This is a genomic window from Paenibacillus xylanexedens (assembly GCF_001908275.1).
Classification (GTDB): domain Bacteria; phylum Bacillota; class Bacilli; order Paenibacillales; family Paenibacillaceae; genus Paenibacillus; species Paenibacillus xylanexedens_A.
Genome location: NZ_CP018620.1, coordinates 4,059,384 through 4,082,217 on the forward strand (window position 1 = coordinate 4,059,384; position 22,834 = coordinate 4,082,217).

Sequence of the window (22,834 nt, forward strand, 5' to 3'; positions counted from 1 at the left end):
AGCCCTCTCCAAAATCAATATACTCTAATAAATTGTAAGCGTTTCCTTTTTGAAGGAGGGGGCCTATGAAGAAGTGGTTTAAGCCAACTGTTGTATTGGTATGTGCAGCGATGTTGTTAGCTGGTTGTCAGTTCAGTCCATCGAATCAAACCAAGCAACAGGAGATTACCGTGTGGAGTTTTACGGATGAAGCAGGGTACGCCATTGAGAAATTCGAACAGAAATATCCTGACATCAAAGTGAACTTTGTCAACATCCCCGGTAATTTCTATATCACCAAGCTGAAATCTGCGCTACAGACAACCTCGAAGGCTCCAGATGTATTTATGATTGAAAATGCAAATATTCGAGAACTGATTGACGTTCCATATCTGGAGAATCTATCAGCTTCGCCGTATAACGCCAATGAACTTATTCAGGAACAATATGCTTTTGTTCAGGCCAATGAACAGGACAGTGAGGGAAATGTCAGAGCGATAGGTTATCAGGGAACACCAGGGGGCATCTACTATCGTCGGGATTTGGCGAAGAAATATCTGGGCACCGATGATCCTGAGCAGGTGGGTTCACAGATCGATACATGGGAGAAGATCTTCGAGATTGGAGAGAAGGTACAGCAACTTAGCGGGAATAAAGTACATGCATTGGCGAATTGGAATGCTATATCGAATTCATATGATGGTATACCTTGGGTGAAGGATGGCAAGCTTGTCATCGATCCAACGTACTTGGAAGTGCTCGATCTTGTACGTGAAGCACGTGAGCGGAATGTACTTGCCGAGTATGAAGATGGAAGTGCAGGTTATGCTGCATCCATGCAAAAAGGTGAGGTCATGTTTTATCCCGGGGCAACCTGGGCACTGCAATATACGTTCAAGGCCAACGCCCCGGATACCGAAGGCATGTGGGGCTTGGCTCAGGGACCGTCAGCGTTTAGTGCAGGCGGAACTTATATAGCGATGTATAGTAAAAGTGACAAAAAGGATCTGGCCTGGAAGTTTATTGAGTTTTATAATTTTGACCACGACTTTCTGTCCGAGTTAGCGAAAGAGCAGGATTATTTCACCAGTAACATGGTTGTAAATGATGAACTTGCCCCGTCTCTCTCATCGTCCTATTTGGGAGGACAGAAGCATTTCGAGTTTTTCTCGGAGGCTGCAAAACGGGTACCTGTATACGAACGCACCAAATATGATGCCACGATTAACAATGATATCTACAAGATTGTACTCCAGTTATATCTCAATAAGGACATTCAGACCAAGGAAGAAGTCGTAAAGCGAATCAAACGTGATGTTACCTTGAGATTTCCGGAGCTGGAAGTGGATTAGCTTATAAGCGAGCGAATGAATATACACATCCGATGATAACTGGGGGGATAGAACATGTTTGCCAAAACGATTCGCAAGGACCATTACGGCTACTACTTCATTGCTCCGTTTTTTATTATTTTCACCACTTTTGGGCTGTATCCCATTTTATATTCCCTCTACATCAGTTTCACCAACTTTGATGGAATCACGACACCTGATTTTGTAGGGATCGGTAACTACGTTGCCGTATTACAAGATCCGTTGTTCTACAAAACCTTGTTTAATACGTTATTCATCTGGGGCGTATCTGTAGTTCCACAGCTCACAATCTCACTTGTGTTGGCTTTTATCCTGAACGATAAGCTGCTCAAAGGACGGGACTTTTTCAGAGCCGTATACTTTTTTCCCAACATCGTGACAGCGGCATCACTTGGATTGCTTGTCAGTTTGATTTTTGACTGGCAGTCTGGCGGACTGAATCATTTTTTGGTGCAGACCGGCATAATACAAGATCCAATTAACTGGAAAAACGATCCCTGGTTTATGCGTCTGATTGTATCATCCATTTTGTTTTTTCAATACTTTGGCTATTCCATGGTCATCTACTTAGCCGGTCTTCAGGGCATTGACCCTTCTCTCCTGGAGGCTGCCCAGATGGATGGCGCGAAAAAGAAACATATTTTCATTCATATTATCGTGCCGATGCTCCGACCAATTATTCTGTTTCAGATGATTACATCCATTATTGGGGGCATCCAGATTTTCGATCAGCCATTTACACTGACCAATGGAACTGGCGGTCCTGACCGGGCAGCCATGACCAGTATTATGTATCTCTATAATGTAGCATTTCAGAGCACGCGTTTTGGTTACGGCGCTGCCATAGCATTTTGCCTGTTCATCATTATCATATTGTTGTCTGTTGCATCCTTCATCATGACCAAGCGCAAGAGCCGTTCATAGGGAGGGGAGTTCTTCATGCAAACTGCGAAATCAATGGAACAACCAAATGCAGCAATTCAACATTATGCCAACACAAGGCAACTAACGGCGGGTAAGATCATCATATATCTATTGCTGATTGGTCTAGCCGTACTCTGTATTATTCCGTTCTATCTGATGCTCATCTATTCCACACATAATAATGCAACGATTGCTTCGACCTTTACATTTCTCCCTGGATCATTCTTGGTTGATAACTATATGAACATGGTATCCAAAATCAACATATGGCGTGGGTTTGCCAACAGCATATTTATTGCCGGAACATCGACCGTATTATCTCTGTATATTGGGGCCTTAACTGCGTATGGATTTGCCAAATTTAAATTCAAAGGACGTAACGGATTGTTCCTGTTTCTGTTAGCAACCATGATGGTACCAGGTCAACTGGCTTTGATTGGCGTATATCGACTATTCAGCATGATGGGACTTCTGGATAGTTATGCCGCAATTATTTTGCCGGCTGCGGCTAACGCATTTAATGTATTTTTTATCAAACAGTTCATGGAGAGCAGCATCCCGGATGAGATTATTGAATCTGCGCGGGTGGACAGTGCCGGTGAGTTCCGGACGTTCAATCAGATTGTACTGCCTATTCTGGGGCCGGCAATCGCCGCCCTTGGCATATTCACGTTTATCGGATCATGGAATAATTTCCTGACACCGCTTGTGCTATTTTTCTCCCTGGATAAATATCCGCTTCCGGTATTGGTTGCGCTAGTGCAGGGGTACTATGGGATGGATTATGGGCTCTTGTATTTGGGAGTAGCGATCTCAATCCTGCCTATTATTATTGTATTCTCTGTATTTTCCAAACAGATTATTGGGAGTGTTGCTTTGGGTGCTGTGAAAGGATAGTGATCAATAGAAAATAGGGAATTTCAAAGCGCAAGATCAACGGATTCATAGGAATGAATAGCGTTCTATATCATCAGAGTCGCTCATGAGGGCGGCTTTTTTGGCATTCTATATTTTGCGTATATATCCCATCTGATAAGTAAAGGATACCTTTAACTGAGAATATCTGGACGGAGCATTCACGGAAAGGGGAGGCGTCATGGACACATCAGCGATAACACAACAGGACCTGCCATTAACCGGACATCTTGCTGTTGATCAAGAAATGTTACGCTCCGTTTTTGCGGGTTGCTCGGACGTTGTATTTCATACATTCCAAACCGCGTGTCTTACTTCAGCATTATGCGTATATTGTGTTGGTGTATGCGATACGGAACGGCTGGAACGACAGGTACTAACCCCCCTTCAGGAAATGGGGATCAAAGCTGCGCAAGTTCCACTAGCTTCTGTTAAGCAAGTTGAAACGACCACTCAGGCAGTACAGGCCATATTTGAAGGAGAAGCCCTGTTACTGCTGGACGGTTCAATAGGCGGAACTACATACCCCCTATACCTAGCTGCAAATCGTTCAACGGAAGAACCGTTAGCTGAATCGACCGTGCGTGGTGCACGGGATGGGTTCACAGAATCGTTGACCATGAATATGTCATTACTGCGCAAACGTCTCAAGACACCTGCATTGAAACTTCATACACGTAATATGGGAGATCGTACAAACACCAGTATTTCACTTGTATACATGGAGGGGATTATTGATCCCAAACTTGTTAAGGAAGTGAAGACACGACTTGGCGATTTAAAGCTCCGAGACGTACTGGAGAGTCAGTACATTGAAGAAGGCATTGTTGACCAGCGATATTCACCATTTCCACAGATGATTGCGACGGAGCGCCCGGATGTCGTTGTTTCCAACTTGCTGGAAGGTCGGTTTGCTATTCTCGTTGACGGAACGCCGTTTACCCTTATCGCACCAGTAACCATTTTTTCCATGTTACAATCTCCCGAAGATTATTATCAAAATGTGTTCATGAGTGTTTTTGTACGCTGGCTGCGATACAGTTTTTTTGTTTTATCCATGCTGCTTCCATCGGCTTATGTAGCGATTACGACGTTTCATCAGGAGATGATTCCTACCGTATTGCTTCTCAGTATTGCTCGAGCGAGAGAAGAGATCCCTTTTCCAGCCCTGGTGGAAGCACTCATTATGGAAATCGCCTTTGAAGCATTGCGTGAGGCTGGCGTCCGATTGCCCAAGCAGGTCGGATCAGCGGTCAGTATCGTGGGCGCCTTAATTATTGGGCAAGCGGCGACGAGTGCCGGAATTGTCTCAGCTCCCATGATTATCATTGTCGCGATAACCGGTATCGCTTCTTTCATGATCCCTCGCTATGCTGCCAGCATCGCGACCCGGCTACTACGTTTTCCTATGATGTTTCTTGCAGGAACGTTGGGACTCACGGGTGTCATGCTGGGAGTCATCTTGGTTGTCATTCATCTGAGCAGTCTTCGTTCATTTGGAACACCTTATCTCTCACCGGTAGCACCTACGATGGCTAAGGAACTTAAGGATGTATGGTGGCGTCCATCCCCAAGGAACAAACCACACTAGAACAATCTACATTTCGAGCAAACAAGGGAGCGGGATTACATATGTTAACTGACAAAGGGAAAATATCGGTGACTCAATTGGCATTTATGGTCTTTCCCGCCATTCTCGCGACGGCTATCTTATCTGTGCCTGGAATTACAATGCACTATGCAGGACATGACATGTGGATGACTCCAATTATAGGTTCAATCGTTGGATTGGCTGCCATTGGTATTTCAGTTGGACTTGATCGTCTGTACCCAGGAAAAACGCTCATTCAATCCAGTGTATTGATTATTGGTCGGATTCCGGGCAAGTTATTCGGCCTGATATATATCGCTTTCTTGCCCCACCTGACGGGCTTGATTATTCGGGAATACGGTGAATTCATTGTCAATAATGCACTTCCACGTACACCTTTGTTTGTTGTGATGGGTACGATGGTTGTTGTATGTGCGATTAATGTCAGACTCGGGATTGAAGTTGTTGGACGAACCTCCCAGGTGTTTGTTACCCTGTTGATTGTGCTGCTGGCTTTGATCTTCATATTGTTGATTGATGAACTGAATCCTGCGGAGCTGTTTCCTTTTATGGAGAAGGGTCCAATTCCCATTATTACGGGGGCCGCTGCACCTGCTGCATGGTTTAGTGAATATATCGTGTTGGCTTTTCTACTACCTTATGTGAATGAAAAAAAACGAATAACCCGGGTCATGCTGGGTTCCCTTGTATTGACAACAAGCGCAATGACAGTTACCAATCTGTTTTGCCTGTTTTTAATTGGTGATTTGACGGATACATTTGTCTTTCCGGTCATGATTGCAGCAAGATATATAACCATTGCGGACTTCCTGCAACATATCGAGTCTCTTATTATTGCAGTCTGGATATTTGGTATTTTCGTTAAAATTTCCGTTTTTCTATATATCTTTGCTACTTCAACAGCGGAATGGTTCGGTTTGCGGGACTACAAACCTGTAGTTGGTCCACTTTCGTTCCTGTGCATGGTATTTGCTTATTGGGTTGTGTCCGGCGGATCCGGTATTGCCAGTCTGGTTAGCGCTTCAGCTAACTTGTATACCATCAGCATTTTATTAATCCTTCCGGCTATGATCTATGGCATCGCATGGCTGAAGAAAGGGTGGGCACATTTCAGAAAGAATTGAGTGAACACCTGATTGATGGGGGAGAAACACTTGCGAATATATAGAGTACTACTAATGCCAATATTGTGTTGTGTGCTTTTAAGTGGATGCTGGGATCGCATCGAGATTAACGACCTGGCTATTGTGCTGGCTACTGGTATAGATTATGAAGATGGAAAAGTACAACTGACTTCACAGATTTTCATTCCTCGAAAGGCGAGTGCAGGAGATAGCAGTGGGACTGGAGGCAGTCCAAGCGGGGTTACAATGATTCGAACAGCGGAAGGAAGTACAATTGCCGAGGCATTGAATCGATTGCAACGTAAAGTTCCTCGGAATATGTTCTGGGGACACTGCGAAGTCATAATCATTAGTGAGCAAGCCGGCAAACGAGGTATTCGCGAGTATATCGATTTCTTCCTGCGTTACCCTCAGTTCAGGGAGCATGCATATGTCTTTTCAAGCGAAAAGGCTGCGAAAGATATCCTTGCGTTACTTGATCCACTGGAGCGAAGTTCTGCTGAATCGTTGCGTGAGATGGCCAATCTGAAGTTAGGTACACGTGTTACTGCGCTTGAACTGGCTAAATCTATTGAAGGTCCGAGCAGTTCCGCCATTTTGTCTCGCATGTTAATCTTACCCCCGGAGCCCGATCAGGATAAACTGACAACGACACCATATGTGAAAGGTCTGAGCTTGTATAAGAAGGATCGCTATGTCAAGACGGTCAAAGAACCACTAAGCGTAGGTGTATTACTACTCGGAAAAGAACTGAACAACATTATCATGCCTGTTGAGTCTAAGCCGTTAAAAGGTTCTTTCTCGATAAGACTCATTGAAAATAAAACCTCCTTGAAGCCGCGAATTGTGAACCAACACTGGAGTATGAAAGTCGAAATCCAAACCAGGGGAGAAGTGGTGTTAAATACGACGGATGCCAATCTGACTGATCCCGCCGTGTTAACTAAACTGGAACAGGAATGGTCGGCTAAGCTCACATCTTTGGCTCATGATGCTCTAGACATGTCGCAGAAGGAGCTGCGCTCCGATTTTTTCAAATTCGCAGTTGAATTCCGCAGATATTATCCGCATCAATGGAAAGCGCAGGAGAAGAACTGGGAGACCATCTATCCTGATATGGACGTGCAAGTCAACGTAGATGCACATGTAGAACGTACCGGAAAATCAACAGGACCACAGGGGATACCTGATGAGGACGAAAGTTGAACACAATTGGCTCCTGTTACAAGCCTGAGAAGAGAGGTGATTGCATGAAACTAGGCTCAATCCTTGGGATTTTGATACTGGCGACTGCGATAGTGTATGCAGAGTGGAAGAGTAGCAAAGAGAAGCGAGCCAGAATAGTGAGCGCGGGAATTACTGCAGTGGCGGCAGTAATTGGGATCATTCTTCTCTTTCAGCCCCGTTTGCCTGGTCCTACCCAGTTTGTGAAGCTTATATTTGGAAGTGTGGATAAATTTATGAAGTGAGATGATGGGAAAAAGAAGGACTAAGTCTCTGCGTACCAGAGGTGTGGTCCTTCTTTTATTTAAGTGAGCTGTATCCACTTAAAGATGTCTATTCTTTGATCACAGAAGCGTTCACGGCATCTTCCATCTTTGTATTGTAGGAACGGAACAGACCCAGACGCCAGAATGCGGCTCCTTTGAGGTCATAACGTTTGGCGAGACCCAGCTTATCATCAACAGAGGAAGGTGTTTCACTGCTTAAACTGATACCAAGCAGAAGCTTGTTCTTTGGGACACCGGCCTGTATGGCTAATTGAATCGCTTGATCCACAAGACTATTTGGCTCAGGTACCTGAGATTTGGTGCCAACCGGATTATACTGATAGGCCATAATAATAAGATCATCTGCAATAGAGGCAAGTGTTTTGTAATCATAACCTTTATAAGCACTATTTAGCGGTGGTACCGCCAGAGATAAAGCTGTGTCCTGGGGCAAGGAACTCTTTAGTTGTTTCACGTAAGCATTGAGCAGCTTCTGTTGTTCTACCGCATCCAGTTTAAAGCCCAGTCCTTCAAAATCCAGAACAACTCCGCCAAAACCATGCTCTGTGACAGCAGCAGTTATACCTTCAATCGATTTCTGCCGCAGGCTCTTGTCGCTCAGAACTTTGGTCAGTTCTCCGTTTCCATCCAAGGCATACACCATGAGCTGTGGTTGGATCTGTTGATCTGCTGCGTCAGCAACGATGGACTGCGGTGTAATATCACCCGCAGCAGCAGGGAGGCGGTACTCATCTCCTTGGAGCGTAAACTGACCTTCACGATCAATGCGGCTCCAGCCAAAGGCTACGGAATTCATGGAAGTAATAAGGTCCTTTTCTTGAAAGGATTGCAATGCATAGAAGGCTCTCAGGTGCATCTCGCGTTGTGGGGAGACAAGGGAGACCGTCTTGGTTGCTTGATTCCAGCTTACTTGTACACCGAATTGGTTACTAAACGAACTTAGTGGAATAAGTACGCGGCCCTCCCGCTGAACGGGTGCTGCTGCGAGTGTAACTTTTTTTCCATTTACGGTGCTGTGGTGCTGCCAACTTGTAATAGTACCTCGGTAGTTTGTCCTTTCACAGTGTTCGTTGCTTTTACAGTCTGTGATTTGCTGTTCCAGGTAATATCAATACCTAGGGCTTCACCGACTGTCCGAAACGGAACGTAAGTGACACCTCTATCAATACGTGGAGCTGCATCAAATGTCAGGGGAACATCATCCAAGTGTACTGAAATGGCCGGGGCAGCATAGGCTCCACCGATATTGGGAGTACTTCCAAGGATAGAGAGAGCAATTACAGTAACCGCGGCGATTTTTCCTACACGTTTAATAAGCATCGTATGTCTCCTCCGACTTTGTACATAATAATAGAATCATGTTTTATAACCAAATCTAGTAATCTAGCATATGTATCATAACAAAATTTTCATATCGTTCCAATATAAGAGTCTGGAATAGAGTCATATATACCATTTCGCTGTTTAATAGATTCTTCCGAGTTAGAAGTCCAAACACAATAGTACGCTACGAATATACTATCCTATCCCAACATTAGGAGGTAGATTGATGAGCACATTTCTGGATGCAAGAACATCACAAAATGCCAGTTTGGCCAACTCAATAGCTATTCCAATATTATTCCTGAACACCCCACAGCTCTTTGGCCAAATCGGTCTGCAAACTGCCGGAGCGGGAGCGAATCCCAGAGTTCAATTTAAAGGGACGGTTTCTGTACAATTACCTTTAGCTCTTGTGGGCATAACGATTACCGTTGTAAGAGGTACCTTGTCAACGGACCCGGTTATTTACTCCGCAACGTCCACATTTGGTTTAAGTGTATTGGCACCACAAGTAATTACATTCTCTGGAAATGATTTTAATCCACCGATTTTACCACAATTAACTTACACTGCTTTTGTAAGCTCCAACTTGCTGGGAACAATCCGTGTTGGTCCCGAGAATTTTGATGGATTTGTGGTGTCTGATTAATAGCTCTCTCTAAAAAAAAGTTATGTTAATCGTAAAAACAACCCCATACCACTAATCTACGGGAAAACGATTAGAGATATGGGGTTGTATGTGTTTGTTCAATCTGAAACGACAAATCCGTCGAAACTCTCGGGTCCCACCCGAGTAGTACCGAGCAGGTTTGTGCTGATAAATGCGGTATAGGTTAATTGAGGCATAAGCGGTGGGTTATAGTCAGTGGAAGAGAAGACAATCACTTCAGGGTTAAGCAGACCATTCAGACCATAGAATATAATATATTCATCATTCAGATATTCGTATGGACGTTGGGTGAAGCGCTGGAAATATTAAAGACAAACCGACTGCCCATAGGACTGGACTCTTTAAGCCATACAATGCCACCCATTAATTCAGCGAGTTGTTTACAGATGGACAGGCCCAGCCCTGCACCGCCATACTTTCCTGAATTACCATGAATCTGGGAATAGGATTTGAACAATAGATCCTGACGATCCTGCGGGATGCCGATGCCCGTATCCTTTATTTCGTAGGATGCATGGAGAGTACCTTTTGTATCAGCAGATACCTCGGTAGAGATGCATACTTCACCTTTCTCCGTAAACTTAAGCGCATTTCCAACGAGATTGATTAAAATCTGACGAACTTTGTGCTGATCGCCCATAAGCATCAGATGATCATTAATATTATATTCTGCGTACAACCTAATTCCTTTTTTCTGTGCTTCAGAAGAGAATAATTGTAATACATGTTCAACTGTGTCAGAGACACTATAGGGCTTGATCTCCAGAGAGATCGCACCAGCTTCTGCTTTGGAGTAGTCCAGAATTTGATCCATCATCGACAGAAGGCTGGCGCCACTTGACTCAATGACATTAACATATAACGATTGATCCTCACTCAGCCTGGTCGATTGCAACAGATTGGCCATTGCAAGAACACCATTCATTGGCGTCCGGATTTCATGGCTGAGAACGGCCAGCAAATTTTTCTTTTCTTCAAGCGCTTTTGCAGCGGTCTCTTCCGCCTGTTTTAACTGTTGCAGAGTTGTTTCCATCTCAAGAAGACTCGTGAAAAAGGAAGACAAGGAGAGAAGCAGATCCACGTCCTTTTGTTGATAGGAATAGAAATCCTGATCAAATGAGCAAAGGGAGCCGTAGATTTCTCCGTTCTCATTATGTATAGGCACACCAACAAATGAACACCCACCTACGAATTCGGTTGCGTCCATATGTCTGGTTAATGGATGTGTTAGATTATTATTGATTACTAACGGGCCTTGGGAATGTTCAGTCACAAGTGCACAGTATGACTCGGCGTTATCAACGACCAGCCCCTCACCCAGAATTAGTTTGTCACGATTATATACGTTCAGAACTTTGGTGGATAGATGATCCAACTGGGCAATACAAAACGTATTTGCAGGAATTAACCTGCTTGCCGTGTCCATGACATTAGCAGCCGAATCATATAATTTATGTGAGACAAGGGATAGTACATCAATGAATTCTGTTTTTAACATATTGATTTGACTCCTCCTGATTGTAGAAATTCGTTGTGCACTGTATTCAGTATATATGAATTTGAAGAATCGATCATGTATGGTTTTGACAGTGGAAGACGGAAATGAGAAAATATAATGCTGTGTAACATGTATATATTAATAAAGTTTTGGAGGCAAATCAATGAATCAGCGTTTTCGAATTACCCGATCCATGCAAGATAGTAATGCCGAGCAATCCATCTCGCTGGAAGAGTGCAAACTCTACTTCGAATCTCAACCCGATTTTACCTATTCACCGGTTCTTAACATTGTAGGAGCTGAGAGCACCATGACCATCGAGGGGGACTTTTTTATGTGGGACCTTGAGGGTGCACTGATAGCTTTTCGCTTGTACATGGGGGATCTGTATGTAGCTATTTCGAACGAAGCTATTGTACCCAAAATGATTGAGATTGCAACGGATCTACGTGCAGATATCGTTGAAGGATAAGAAGTAGAGAACTAGAGTTTAATAAAATGTAATGATGTTAGTTGTAGTATACTTTAGACATCCCTGTAAAAATGAGACTAAAGATTCATTTATATTCCATATGTTAGATTGTAATATATGGAATATAAAACATTTTACAGGAGGGTAATGAAGTGAAAAAGACCAAATTAATACTTGTTGTATTCATGAGTATGATCCTTGCCTTATCAATAACTGGAATAGGATCGAGTTCAAAGGCTTCTGCAGCTACGGCACGTACACCCATTGTATTGGTACATGGATTGACCGGTTCAGATAGCAATTTTACAGCAATTGAGAGTTATTTGCGTAGCCAAGGGTGGACAAGAGACGAATTATTCGCGATTGACCTTCCTAGCAAACAAGGAAACCAGCTGTTGAACTCCGCAGCAATTAGTCGATTCGTAGATGATGTTCTACGCCAAACGGGTCATACAAAAGTCAATATTATAGCTCATAGCATGGGTGGAGCTAATAGTCTCTATTACATACTTAACCGTGGAGGCGCTTCCAAAGTGGATAAGTTGATTACCCTTGGCGGGGCTAATCGATTGACCACAACGACAGCTCCGAGTGGAATAAAGGTGACTTCGATCTATTCCACCAGTGACACGATTGTGTCCCCGGTACTTTCCCGTTTGAACGGGGCGAACAACGTTTCGGTTTCCCTCGTATCCCATATCGGTCTGCTGTTTAACTCGCGGGTGAATGCCCTGATCAAAACTGCGTTGAATGAGTAGCTGAACATACAAAATGTGCATTCTTTCATAATATTCTGAATGATTGACTTGAACACGACTGACCATTCATGGTTAGTCGTGTTTTCGTATTACCCGGAAATGGCTCGCTGAGGTAAGTTTCAAAAATAGGTACATCCATTCTATAATTAGAAATCAGAATAAAAATGGAACAAGTTAAAGGAGTCTGTATACATGCAACCTCAACCGAATGATCGGATTAAAGTTCATCCAGGCTTTTGGGCTGGATTACATCAATTAGGGATTGGTGCTGATGACATCGCTCGTACAGCACAACTATCTCTTGAGACAATAAATAAACCTGTAGTGACCCAATCTCAATACTTCGCAATCTGGCAGGCCTACTCTGATCTCAATGGGGACACCGCCGAGGGCATCATCAAACTTGCAACCGGATATGAAATATCGAAGTATCCTCCACCTGTTCTGGCGATGTACCATGCTCGTGATTATCGTGATGCGTTGAATCGCATGGTGCGTTACAAGCAAATGTGTCCTCCCGAGAGTTTGCAGATTACCGAAGCAGGGGAGGAATGTATCATTGAACTAGGATGGTTACATAAGGAGCAACAAGGTCCGCCATTACTGGTCGGTATTACGCTGGCATTTCTGATCGAACTTGGACGGAGGGGCACAGGACAGCCTTTGATTGCAAAACGGGCTGAGTTCTCCCAACCGATGGGTGACGTAGCCACCCTTGAGGATTACTTCGGCTGCCGAGTCGATGCGAATTCCAACTATAATCGGCTGACGCTGGAACGGAAAGATCTGAGTCTTCCCTTTCTATCGTATAACGAGGAGTTACTTGAGATTCTGACCCCGGCTCTGGATCGGTCGCTGGACGAACAAGAGAGCAATCGTTCCATTACTGAAGTAGTCAAATGGATTATGAAACGCAGCCTCACAGGAAAGCGCCCTGACATCCAGACGGTCGCCAAAGAGCTTCGCATGAGCGATCGTACCTTGCAACGGCGACTGACGGAGGAGAACACAAACTTCAAGCAATTATTAACCGAGGCCAGACGTGAGCAGGCCCGAGCGTACCTTGCAGATCCTTCGCTCGATATCAAAGAAGTGGCATTTCTGGTTGGATATGAAGACCAGAATTCGTTCTATCGTGCTTTCAAGACCTGGGAAGGGGATACACCTTCAAATTGGCGTGTAAGGCAATAACTCTGGCGCAAAATGCTAGTTACTAGGTCCTTCAGACTGCGTAATATTATACCTATCCGGTGCATGAAGCTATTGGCAATGTCCAGAAGAAGCAGCCGGATAGTTGTAATCATGAAGGAGAAATGCAGGATGGATATGGGACTAAAAGAGAAAACAGCCTTAGTTACAGGATCAACAAAAGGGATCGGTAAAGCGATTGCTATAGAACTCGCTCGAGAAGGTGTTCATGTTCTGATTAATGGACGTAATGATGAAGAGGTGGAACAAACCGTTCGTGAAATCAAGTCCACTTTTCCGGAGACCTCTCCGCAAAAGGCTACGGCTGATCTTGTGGATCTGGCGCAACGCCAAGCTTTATTTGAGAAATTTCCTGAAGTTGATATATTAATCAATAACATGGGGATATATGAAATCATGAGTTATGAAGACATAAATGATGAAGTGTGGGAGAAATATTTCCGTACTAATGTACTTGCTGCCAATGGCTTGTCTCAATTTTATTTACCTAAAATGGTGAAGAACAATGACGGACGTATTATTTTCATTGCAAGTGAAGAAGCCCTTATGCCTTCAGGCCAGATGCCTCAGTATTGCATGACCAAGTCAATGCTGCTGTCATTATCCAAAAGTTTGTCCAAGCTGACAGCAGGAACCGAGGTTACGATCAATACGATCCTGCCAGGTCCAACACTGTCCGAAAACGTACAAGAAATCATTGAGGGCATATACCCTAATGAGGCACTGACTTTTGAGGAAAAAGAGAAAGACTTTATGAAGAGTAATCTGCCACAGTCCGAATTACAGCGATTCATCAAGCCAAGTGAAATAGGCAGACTCGCTACATTTGTATGCAGCCCATATGCTTCAGCCTTCAGAGGCTCTCCCATCCGGATGGACGGGGGTATGGTTCCCACCATATTTTAAAATTGTTCAGGATACAGGATAGGTATCCATAAGATGTCGCCAGCATTGGCGACTTTTTTATTTGTAAATGATCTATGCGAGGGCGTCAATCGAGTTTATAATACAGGTATGATTTTCGAAAACGATTTCTGTTCATTGGAAGCGATTACATTTATCGATTAGTTGAATCTAAAAGGGGACACTATCATGATAGCTACAATAAATCTGGAAGGCATATGGAAACTCCAACTTGATGAACATAAGGTGGAACGTGGTCTGAATTTCTCAGATGTTATTACATTGCCAAATACTACATCTCATGCGGCCAAGGGCAAGAAAAACGAGAATGTGTTAATCGGTGCGCTGACGGATGAGTACTTATTTGAGGGTTATGCCTGGTTTTCACGAGAGATTGAAATTCCCGAACACTTGGCTGGAAAATGTTGCTTCTTGCATCTGGAACGAACACGAGTAACCAGAGTTTGGATCGATGGGGTGGAATGCGGAACACAAAACAGTCTGAACACACCTCACCGTTACGAGATTGAGGCAGGGCTAACCGCTGGGACTCATACAATTACCATTCGAGTGGACAATACCAATTATCCAACTAAAGGTGGTCACCTTACATCCGAAGACACACAGACGAATTGGAACGGCATCACCGGGAAATTGGAACTTCAATTTTTCGAGCGTGTTTTCCTGGATAATGTTCAGGTCTATCCCGATCTTGCGACTCGATCTTTCGAGATCAAGGCAGCACTTGTTGGTGACCTGCAAGAAGTACGAATCGTGGTTTCAGCTGTTGCAGTCAGTGCAGATCCGGTGTATACGACCGAGGAACAGATTTTCGCCCCGGATTCGCAGGAAATCCAGCTGACGTACAAGATTGGTGAAGATGCGATGTTATGGAGTGATGATGAACCTAACCTGTACCAACTTCATATTCATCTGCAAGATCAGGACGGCGAAGTGCTGGATTCCACCGAAGTATGGACGGGATTACGGGAATTCCGGGCTGCCGGAGACAAATTCACCATTAATGGTCGCAAAACGTTTCTTCGAGGCAAACATGACGGGCTGATCTTTCCGCTCGCCGGATACGCGCCAACAGATGTGGATGAATGGGTTCGTATTCTCGCTATCTCCAAGTCCTACGGTATCAATCACTACCGTTTCCATACCTGTTGTCCTCCGGAGGCTGCTTTTATTGCAGCGGATCTGCTCGGCATCTACATGGAGCCTGAGCTTCCGTTCTGGGGAACCATTACGGATGAATCTTCGGATGGGCATAATCAAGCCGAGCAGGATTACTTGATTAGCGAAGGATTTGCGATGCTACGTGCTTTTGGTAATCATCCTTCGTTTGTCATGATGTCCATGGGGAATGAACTATGGGGAAGCAAGGACAGATTGAATTCGATCCTGAAGGCATACAAAGCATATGATCCTCGTCATCTATACACCGAAGGTTCGAATAACTTTCAGTTTGTGCCGGACATTCTGGAGGAAAGTGAATTCTTCTGCGGGGTACGGTTCTCCAAAGAGCGTCTGTTCAGAGGTTCGTATGCAATGTGTGATGCTCCGCTTGGACACGTGCAGACCGACTTGCCAAATACATTGAAAGATTACGATTCAAACATTGTACCTGAGCAAGGCAGCGATGCTGACCCTTCTGGTCAGACTGGGGACAAAGAGATTCAGATTCAGTATGGGACAGGTTCCAAAACAGTGCAGGCCGAAGCTGGAAGTGACCAACTTGTCTCACACGTACCAATTATTTCGCATGAAATTGGACAGTACGCCACGTTTCCTAATTTCGAGGAGATCAACAAGTATACGGGTTCTCTCAAAGCCAAGAATTTCGAAGTGTTTCGAGAGCGTCTGAATGCCAAAGGACTGGGACATCTGGCGGAAGCATACTTCAGAGCCTCTGGTAAACTCGCGGTCGCATGTTACAAGGAAGAACTGGAAGCTGCTTTTCGTTCGCAGCAACTAGCCGGTTTCCAGCTGCTGGATCTTCAGGATTTCAGTGGTCAGGGAACAGCGCTTGTGGGTGTACTGGACGCATTCATGGATTCCAAAGGCATGATTACACCTGAGGAGTGGAGAACGTTTTGTTCCGACGCTGTGTTGTTGGCGAGATTCCCCAAATATAATTATCAAGCGGGTGAATTGTTCGAAGCACGCATTGAACTAAATTACTTCCGGAGACAAGCATTGGATGGACTTCAATTGAAGTGGGAAATTCAAAGCGAGCAGATCGAAGGAAGCGTCCTATCGGAAGGGAAAGCAGACCTGCCAGCGACCCATGGAGAACATTATGTGAATATCGCGGATCTCAGCATTCGCATTCCTGAAGTCTCCAATATGACCAAAGTGGAGCTTAGACTGTCCATTCCAGGCACGGATATCCATAAGTCTTACGACCTGTGGATCTATCCGAGTCAACTGGACGTGGAATTGACCGGATTAAATCTCTTTACCGAACTCTCCGAAGCGGCGCTGGTGTTGCTAGAGCAGGGAGAGGATATTATGCTTTTCCCAAATCCCGACCAGATTCAACATGCGATTAAAGGTTTCTATAGCACCGATTTCTGGTCTTACCCTATGTTTCGATCCATCTCGGAGAATATGAAAAGAGAAGTTCCTGTGAGCACAATGGGCTTGTTAATTCAACAGGATCATCCGGCCTTCGAACATTTTGTCACAGAGGAGCACTCAACTTATCCGTGGTGGAGCATCGTGTCCGAGTCGTCATCGATCATCTTGGATGAGTTGGATAAAGACTTGAATCCGATCGTGCAGACCATTGACAATTTTGAGCGAAACCACAAGCTCGGCCTGTTGATGGAGTGTCGGGTCGGGAAGGGGAGAGTGCTGATGGGAGCTCTGAATCTGGAGCGTCTGATGACTACATTGGAGGGCAAACAGTTGTTATACAGCTTCCAGCGTTATGTACAGAGTTCCGCTTACCAGCCAGTTGCATGTCTGGAAGTAGAGGAACTTCGCAAGTTGTTAACTAAAATATAGGGAGAAGAAGTGTCAGGTTTCCCTTAATTATGCCAATGAGCCCCTTCCGCGAATGGAAGGGGCTATAAGACACGCAGATTGAATCGGTTCATTTTCCCATTAAGCGTTAAATGAACCTGCACTTTTTAGGATTACATTCCAATCTTCTTCTTCAAAAAGTATGTTGTCTTTATCCTCTGTTACTCCGATCCGGACCTCAAGGATCACCATCCTGGTTTCAGCCAGAATAGAAAAGAGACTCTCCTTGGTAATCGCAAACTGATTGCCCATACTCACTTGCATGACCTTTCCGTTAACAAGCACTTGCCCACTGCCTGCAAGCATGGTCCATGCTCTACACCCAGTTCTATGCCAGTTCAACCCGATATGTTTGCCCGGTAGAACCGTTATGTTTAATGTGGTTACTGTTCTATTCTCATCTTCTAACGTACTTTCAATGACACGATAATTGCCCCAGGTTGCTTCACCATACATCGGTTTTAATGGCAAGTTACCCAATTGCGCTTTAATTTCATTTGAATTATTTTTGTTGGCAATGAGAATGCCATCCGGACTTGCGGCAGCGATAATACCTGGCACGCCAATGACTTGGATGGGGTAGGGAAGCTCGTTAATAATATAGGAATCGGAGGAAGAACCCGAGATTTCACCGTGTCCGATTACATGGGTATCTAACTGTGCGCACAGCGTATCCCAGCTTCCGATATCCTGCCATACTCCCTTATAAGGCAGGACTACGGCCCGCTGCGCCTTTTCTGCAACATGCTTGTCAAAACTTCGTTCAGGCAACGCTTCATACAGGGACAACAATTGATCATAATGAACCGGAAGCCCCATTTTTTTAATATGGGATATCATAAACGCGACGGTGAACGCGTACACACCACAGTTCCATAGTGCCCCACGTTGTAGCAGAGTTTCAGCAATGGTGGCTTCTGGTTTTTCTATAAATTGTGTTATGGGCGCATAAGCATTACGTTCTTCCCCACCCGGCAGGATGTATCCATACTGTTCTGAAGCATGTGTAGGCCTTGTCCCAATTAAAGCGATATCGGCTTGAGAATGTTTCAATATGTCCGGCAGTAATTGGAAGTTGCTGAAAAAATCTTCACCTGCGAACACATCAGCTGGCGCGATACAGATCACATCGTCATCTTTGGCCATTCGGAAGGATTGCAGATATAACGTCGCTAAGGCCGCCGCAGTAAAAGTGCCTCGTTTATAAGGTTCCCCGATGACTGGTATTTTGCCTCGAGTATGTCGTGCCGTAATATTAGCTTGGTCCTGATGTGAAATAATGAGCGTTGAATCCGTTAGGGATGAACTGTCAAGCTGGCGGCATACTCTGCTGATCATGGATTCCCTACCTCCAGCGGGTGATGGAAGTATATCTATGAACAGCTTGGAGCGAAGCTCATTGGATAACGGCCAGAGCCTTTTGCCAGAGCCGCCGCACAGCAGTACGATATGCATGGGCTTCCTCCTTAAGCTCAGGGAGCTTTACTATAGATTTTCCGTTTATGAAAGGAAAGAGAACGATATTTAAGAGCCAGATTGCGGATTTGTTGCTCTTTTAACGAAGAAGCGTTCACATTCAGACTTTTATTCTTGGAACTTCTAAGGATCATGCTGCCTGGGTTTTTCGTATACATAAAATTGGCATACGTTTCATACTCGGAGAAACCAAACTGTTTCTTCTTATTGATATTAGATATGATCGCTTTGTACCATGGCAGCTTATGAACCGCTTCAATTTTCTGTTTTAAGGCAGCGAGTTTCGATTTGTCGAACAGCATATAATGGGTGACAAAAGAGCGGGGACGCGGAGCTTTCATGCCTAACAACTTGCGGTAGGTATTGAAATATTCCGGCTGGCTCCAGTCACGGCAGTAAAAGACTGTTTTGCCTTCTACAAGAAATGAATGAGGTTTAATCAGTACGGTATCTGCATCCATGACTAGAAAGTACTTTGCCTTCACAATGGAATCTCCGTTCATTTTGAGCAACTGCTGATATAACCAGCCTGACCGATTCCATCGGGAGGACTGGTAGTGTATGTCGTTTTTGGTTATAGGCAGGACGGATCGCTCATTAACAAAAATGCAGTTTTTAAGGGAACAGAGTTTTCTGATTTTGGTGCTGACCGGAGAAACAATATATATGCTTCCAATGGGATGTTTTACATAACGGCGAATGTTATCGATGACGAGGGGAAGGGTAGCCAAATCTTTCTCGATCGCTGGTATAAGAACATCAATCTTAGGCGCATTATTCAACCGGATTCCAGGCTGGACGGACATCTTCTCAACTCCTTGCACAAATCGTGATGACTCATTATATGGTATGTGTGCAAAAGTGTTTTGGTCAGGGCATGTGCAAATATACATTTTTACGAATAGGGGCTTTTGTTGAGGGTTCCTTTATCGGTATTACATATAATGCTTGCAGGATCTTGATCAAACAGCAGGCTTTGATGCGGTTGCTGAAGGGAGAGTTTACGACATGGGAGTTGATAAGTTGCAGCCGTTAAGAAGCAAGTGGTTAAAAACAAAATTGATCATTAATAATGAATTAATTAAACCGTTTATCCCCGACACACAGAAATATAACAAGACGAATCTGAAATCCATGATCAGCAAATATGGAATGGTCTATGTCAAACCCGAGAGAGGTACTTTCGGGATGGGTGTTATTAAGGCCGAGATGGAAAGTCATCAACATTTTGTCTATCAGATCGAGCAAAAACGTCTGACGTTTGACAGTTTTGAATCGTTTTATAACAGTCTGACTCGTCTGGTGAATAAAAGAAGTTATCTGATTCAGAGAGGAATCCATCTGCTTAAGCACAATAACAGACGTTTTGACATCCGTGTCATGATACAGCTAAGCCCGACCAAACATTGGGAAGCTACCGGAATCATCGGGCGACTGGGTCATCCAAAGAAAATCGTAACCAATTATCATAGTGGTGGTACACCGATGGATATTCACAAGCTGCTAAAATCACATGCATCCACCAAACGCAGAAACGAACTGATTCAAGAGATGAATGAGCTTAGCCTGCGCATAGCTCGTCATATGAAAAAAAAGTACCCGCATCTTAAGCAAATTGGTGTGGATATCGGCCTTGACCACAGTCTGAAACCCTGGATTATTGAAGTAAATGTCAAACCTGACCCATATATATTCAATCAATTAAAGGACAAGACGATGTATCGCAAGGTAATACGATATTACCGCCATGCTTTCCCCAAAAAAACAAAATAACAGACTGGACTTTTCATAGAATGCTGGAGAAGGTTACAAGCTCAAGAGTCGCCAATGTGGCGACTTTTTTTGTTGATCTGCGTTTTAGGGTCGGAATAATGCATTTCATCCCAATTCGACTCCGAAACCTATGCTAAAATAGTATATTCGAGAGTGAAATTCAGAGTCGATGTCGATGAAAGGTGGATGTTCCCCCATGTTCAATATTGCAATCTGTGATGATGAGGAGCAGCAACGAGAACGTGTGAAATCCATGCTGGTCTCCTTATCTCTAAAAACCAATTTTGATTTTCAAATTAGCCTATTCACATCTGGTGAACAACTGCTCTCACACTACAGAGAGGTTGGGGATACATTCAATATTCTCATCTTGGATGTGGAGATGGGCGGAATGAACGGGATTCAGACCGCTAAAGAGATCAGGAACATGAAGTTTCTGGATGTACAGATTATGTTTCTGACCAGTTACCCGGAATATATGGTGGAGAGCTTTGATGTCATCACCTTTCAATATCTGATCAAGCCAATCCAGCCACAAGTTTTCGAGGAAAAGATGATTAAGCTGTGTCAATATTTTCAGGCATTGGACAAAAAGTATGTACTAATCAAGTCAGACTATGATGAACTGCTGCTGAAATATGATGATATTCTCTGGATTGAGGTCGTCAAAAGTTTAACGATCAAGAACAAGTTGAATTTTGTGACACAGGAAAATGTACATGAAACCAAAGGCATTTTATCCAGCTACGCTAGTGGTTTGAAAGACCATGGTTTCTTGCAGATCCATCGCTCGATTATCATCAATCTGATGCATGTTCAGAAGTTTTCCGGTACCCAAGTCATTATGTTGAATGGAACGGAACTGCCCATAGGTCGATCCAAGGTCAAAGAAATCAAGGATGCCTACACCAAATATATGATCATGAGGATTCAATGATATGGATACCTATATGATCTTTTCCATCATCTTTGTGACGTTACTTATGGCATTTCAAGCGAATTTTTATTTTGATTCTGTGTTGGGCAAGTCCAGACGAAAGCCGCGCAGAGCGATCTATTTCATCGTTTTTATCCTGCTTTGTTATTTTTATTTGGTTTCTTCCTTCTCGGACATCGTTTCTACTGCTGTTGCTCTGCTGTTAATCTTCAGTCTGGCACAGTCCTATGAAGTGGAGTTCAAAATCAAGCTTGTTTTTACCATCCTGTATGCGGTTCTAATTACTATGGCAAATACGATAGCTGTATATATTCTCGGAGTTTTGGAATCCACAGATTTCATTTCATGGGAACAGTTCAATGGAGAAGACCACTGGATTCTTTCCAAGGTGATGCTGGTTGGTTGCAGTATCATGTTTATTGTTATTCAAATTGTACGTTTAGTGGCTAAACGCAGAAGTTTTGCCGTGCATTATCGTTATTATTTGCTGTTTCTTATCGTACCCATTATTACGATCTATCAGATCAATGTGGCCTCCATATATAGTGAAAAAAACATATTCTACGTCTTTTCTGTACTAGGCTCGCTATTTCTCAACGTGTTCATTGTATATGTATTCGATAACATGGTGGAAAAGGTACAGCTTGCGCATGAAAATACCCAGTTACAGCGTCAGATGGACTACCAGGATGCCAACTATGAGAAAACCGTTCACAGTTTCAAAAACATTAAATCCATCATCCATGATATCAATCAGCAGTTTCTGTATATTGATGAATGTATCCAACGTAACGAACTGGCAGCGGCAGGTGACCATATTAAGTCTACATTAAATACCATTGAAGGTGCGTATCAGCGGGTGAACTCTGGCAATCTGGTCATTGATGCACTCGTTACAAATACCTTGGCTATGGGGCAGGCAAACGGGATCAAAATCGACACCAAAATCCAGCTCCACTCGCAGCATATCCAGATCGATCGGTACGATCTGTGTGTGGTGCTGGGTAACATGCTCGATAACGCAATTGAGGCCTCCAAGAAAGTTAGACAGGCCGAGGATCGATACATCCTGATTGCCATTCACTCCACATCATCTACACTGGTCATCCAAATTATGAATCATGTGGAGCAACCGATCGTTGACTTGAAAAGTGACAAGCCCAATCCGGAGTACCATGGGATCGGTCTAACCAATATATCGCGAATGTGCGAGAAATATGGTGGACATATGAGTATTGAGCATCAGCATCGGAAATTTAACAACATGGTCGTGCTTCCGTTCCACACCGACAACCCCTGAACATGCCGTTCAGGGGTTGTTTTTTTCCATTCAGGGTCCGTTTG

Annotated in this window: 19 protein-coding genes and 1 pseudogene; 15 read left to right on the top strand and 5 right to left on the bottom strand. The window is 44.0% G+C overall.

Annotated features, from left to right (window positions below):
• Nucleotides 1–65: 65 nt before the first annotated feature.
• The 6 genes from BS614_RS18040 (at nt 66) to BS614_RS18065 (ending at nt 7,133) form a co-directional block, all read left to right on the top strand.
• Entirely contained in the window at nt 66–1,331 is a 1,266-nt protein-coding gene (locus BS614_RS18040; protein ID WP_074094978.1) for an ABC transporter substrate-binding protein, read from the top strand.
• A gap of 54 nt (nt 1,332–1,385) precedes the next feature.
• Nucleotides 1,386–2,276, top strand: a complete 891-nt coding sequence (locus tag BS614_RS18045; protein WP_074094979.1) for a carbohydrate ABC transporter permease — start codon at nt 1,386–1,388, stop codon at nt 2,274–2,276.
• Nucleotides 2,277–2,291: 15 nt separating this feature from the next.
• Entirely contained in the window at nt 2,292–3,173 is an 882-nt protein-coding gene (locus BS614_RS18050; protein WP_084174585.1) for a carbohydrate ABC transporter permease, read from the top strand.
• A 199-nt stretch (nt 3,174–3,372) separates the two neighbouring features.
• Nucleotides 3,373–4,782 carry a spore germination protein gene (locus BS614_RS18055; protein ID WP_074094980.1) on the top strand — a complete coding sequence of 470 codons (1,410 nt, stop codon included), beginning with the start codon at nt 3,373–3,375 and terminating at the stop codon, nt 4,780–4,782.
• Nucleotides 4,783–4,823: 41 nt separating this feature from the next.
• On the top strand, nt 4,824–5,927 hold the full coding sequence (locus BS614_RS18060) for a GerAB/ArcD/ProY family transporter (RefSeq protein ID WP_074094981.1): 1,104 nt from the start codon (nt 4,824–4,826) through the stop codon (nt 5,925–5,927).
• A 30-nt stretch (nt 5,928–5,957) separates the two neighbouring features.
• Entirely contained in the window at nt 5,958–7,133 is a 1,176-nt protein-coding gene (locus tag BS614_RS18065) for a Ger(x)C family spore germination protein (RefSeq protein WP_167544406.1), read from the top strand.
• A gap of 351 nt (nt 7,134–7,484) precedes the next feature.
• On the opposite strand, the gene BS614_RS32155 is transcribed toward BS614_RS18065, so the two are convergent.
• A complete protein-coding gene (locus BS614_RS32155) occupies nt 7,485–8,234 on the bottom strand; it encodes a glycosyl hydrolase family 18 protein (protein WP_244898154.1) in 750 nt (249 codons plus the stop codon).
• A gap of 141 nt (nt 8,235–8,375) precedes the next feature.
• Nucleotides 8,376–8,758 (bottom strand): annotated as a pseudogene (locus BS614_RS32165) (copper amine oxidase N-terminal domain-containing protein); the annotation flags it as partial.
• Nucleotides 8,759–8,987: 229 nt separating this feature from the next.
• Between BS614_RS32165 and BS614_RS18080 the strand changes: the two are divergent.
• On the top strand, nt 8,988–9,410 hold the full coding sequence (locus BS614_RS18080; protein WP_017688591.1) for a hypothetical protein: 423 nt from the start codon (nt 8,988–8,990) through the stop codon (nt 9,408–9,410).
• A 286-nt stretch (nt 9,411–9,696) separates the two neighbouring features.
• Here BS614_RS18080 and BS614_RS18085 read toward each other — a convergent pair whose 3' ends face one another.
• Nucleotides 9,697–10,929: a GAF domain-containing sensor histidine kinase gene (locus tag BS614_RS18085; protein WP_074094984.1), complete on the bottom strand. Its 1,233-nt coding sequence runs from the start codon at nt 10,927–10,929 to the stop codon at nt 9,697–9,699.
• Nucleotides 10,930–11,092: 163 nt separating this feature from the next.
• On the opposite strand from BS614_RS18085, the gene BS614_RS18090 reads away from it, so the two are divergent.
• The 5 genes from BS614_RS18090 to BS614_RS18110 all read left to right on the top strand — a co-directional run bounded on the left by BS614_RS18090 (nt 11,093) and on the right by BS614_RS18110 (nt 17,286).
• Nucleotides 11,093–11,401: a hypothetical protein gene (locus BS614_RS18090; RefSeq protein ID WP_074094985.1), complete on the top strand. Its 309-nt coding sequence runs from the start codon at nt 11,093–11,095 to the stop codon at nt 11,399–11,401.
• Nucleotides 11,402–11,586: 185 nt separating this feature from the next.
• On the top strand, nt 11,587–12,159 hold the full coding sequence (locus BS614_RS18095; protein WP_051449755.1) for an esterase/lipase family protein: 573 nt from the start codon (nt 11,587–11,589) through the stop codon (nt 12,157–12,159).
• Nucleotides 12,160–12,351: 192 nt separating this feature from the next.
• Nucleotides 12,352–13,350 carry a helix-turn-helix domain-containing protein gene (locus tag BS614_RS18100; protein WP_074094986.1) on the top strand — a complete coding sequence of 333 codons (999 nt, stop codon included), beginning with the start codon at nt 12,352–12,354 and terminating at the stop codon, nt 13,348–13,350.
• 129 nt (nt 13,351–13,479) lie between these two features.
• The gene (locus BS614_RS18105; RefSeq protein ID WP_074094987.1) at nt 13,480–14,274 is read left to right on the top strand and encodes an SDR family NAD(P)-dependent oxidoreductase; all 795 of its coding nucleotides are present in this window, start codon (nt 13,480–13,482) and stop codon (nt 14,272–14,274) included.
• 186 nt (nt 14,275–14,460) lie between these two features.
• Nucleotides 14,461–17,286, top strand: a complete 2,826-nt coding sequence (locus BS614_RS18110; protein ID WP_074094988.1) for a glycoside hydrolase family 2 TIM barrel-domain containing protein — start codon at nt 14,461–14,463, stop codon at nt 17,284–17,286.
• A 99-nt stretch (nt 17,287–17,385) separates the two neighbouring features.
• On the opposite strand, the gene BS614_RS18115 is transcribed toward BS614_RS18110, so the two are convergent.
• Together BS614_RS18115 and BS614_RS18120 are read right to left on the bottom strand one after the other, a co-directional pair.
• Complete coding sequence (locus BS614_RS18115) at nt 17,386–18,759, bottom strand: sugar phosphate nucleotidyltransferase (RefSeq protein ID WP_074094989.1); 1,374 nt, start codon at nt 18,757–18,759, stop codon at nt 17,386–17,388.
• A gap of 17 nt (nt 18,760–18,776) precedes the next feature.
• On the bottom strand, nt 18,777–19,586 hold the full coding sequence (locus tag BS614_RS18120; protein ID WP_074094990.1) for a DUF6492 family protein: 810 nt from the start codon (nt 19,584–19,586) through the stop codon (nt 18,777–18,779).
• A gap of 202 nt (nt 19,587–19,788) precedes the next feature.
• Here BS614_RS18120 and BS614_RS18125 point away from each other — a divergent pair, with 202 nt between their 5' ends.
• From BS614_RS18125 to BS614_RS18135, 3 genes are all read left to right on the top strand, one after another.
• On the top strand, nt 19,789–20,553 hold the full coding sequence (locus tag BS614_RS18125; RefSeq protein ID WP_074094991.1) for a YheC/YheD family protein: 765 nt from the start codon (nt 19,789–19,791) through the stop codon (nt 20,551–20,553).
• A gap of 196 nt (nt 20,554–20,749) precedes the next feature.
• Nucleotides 20,750–21,490, top strand: coding sequence for a LytR/AlgR family response regulator transcription factor (locus BS614_RS18130; RefSeq protein WP_074094992.1), 741 nt, complete (start codon nt 20,750–20,752; stop codon nt 21,488–21,490).
• 1 nt (nt 21,491) lies between these two features.
• Nucleotides 21,492–22,790 (top strand): GHKL domain-containing protein, encoded by a 1,299-nt coding sequence (locus tag BS614_RS18135; RefSeq protein WP_074094993.1) that lies wholly within the window; start codon nt 21,492–21,494, stop codon nt 22,788–22,790.
• Nucleotides 22,791–22,834: the final 44 nt, after the last annotated feature.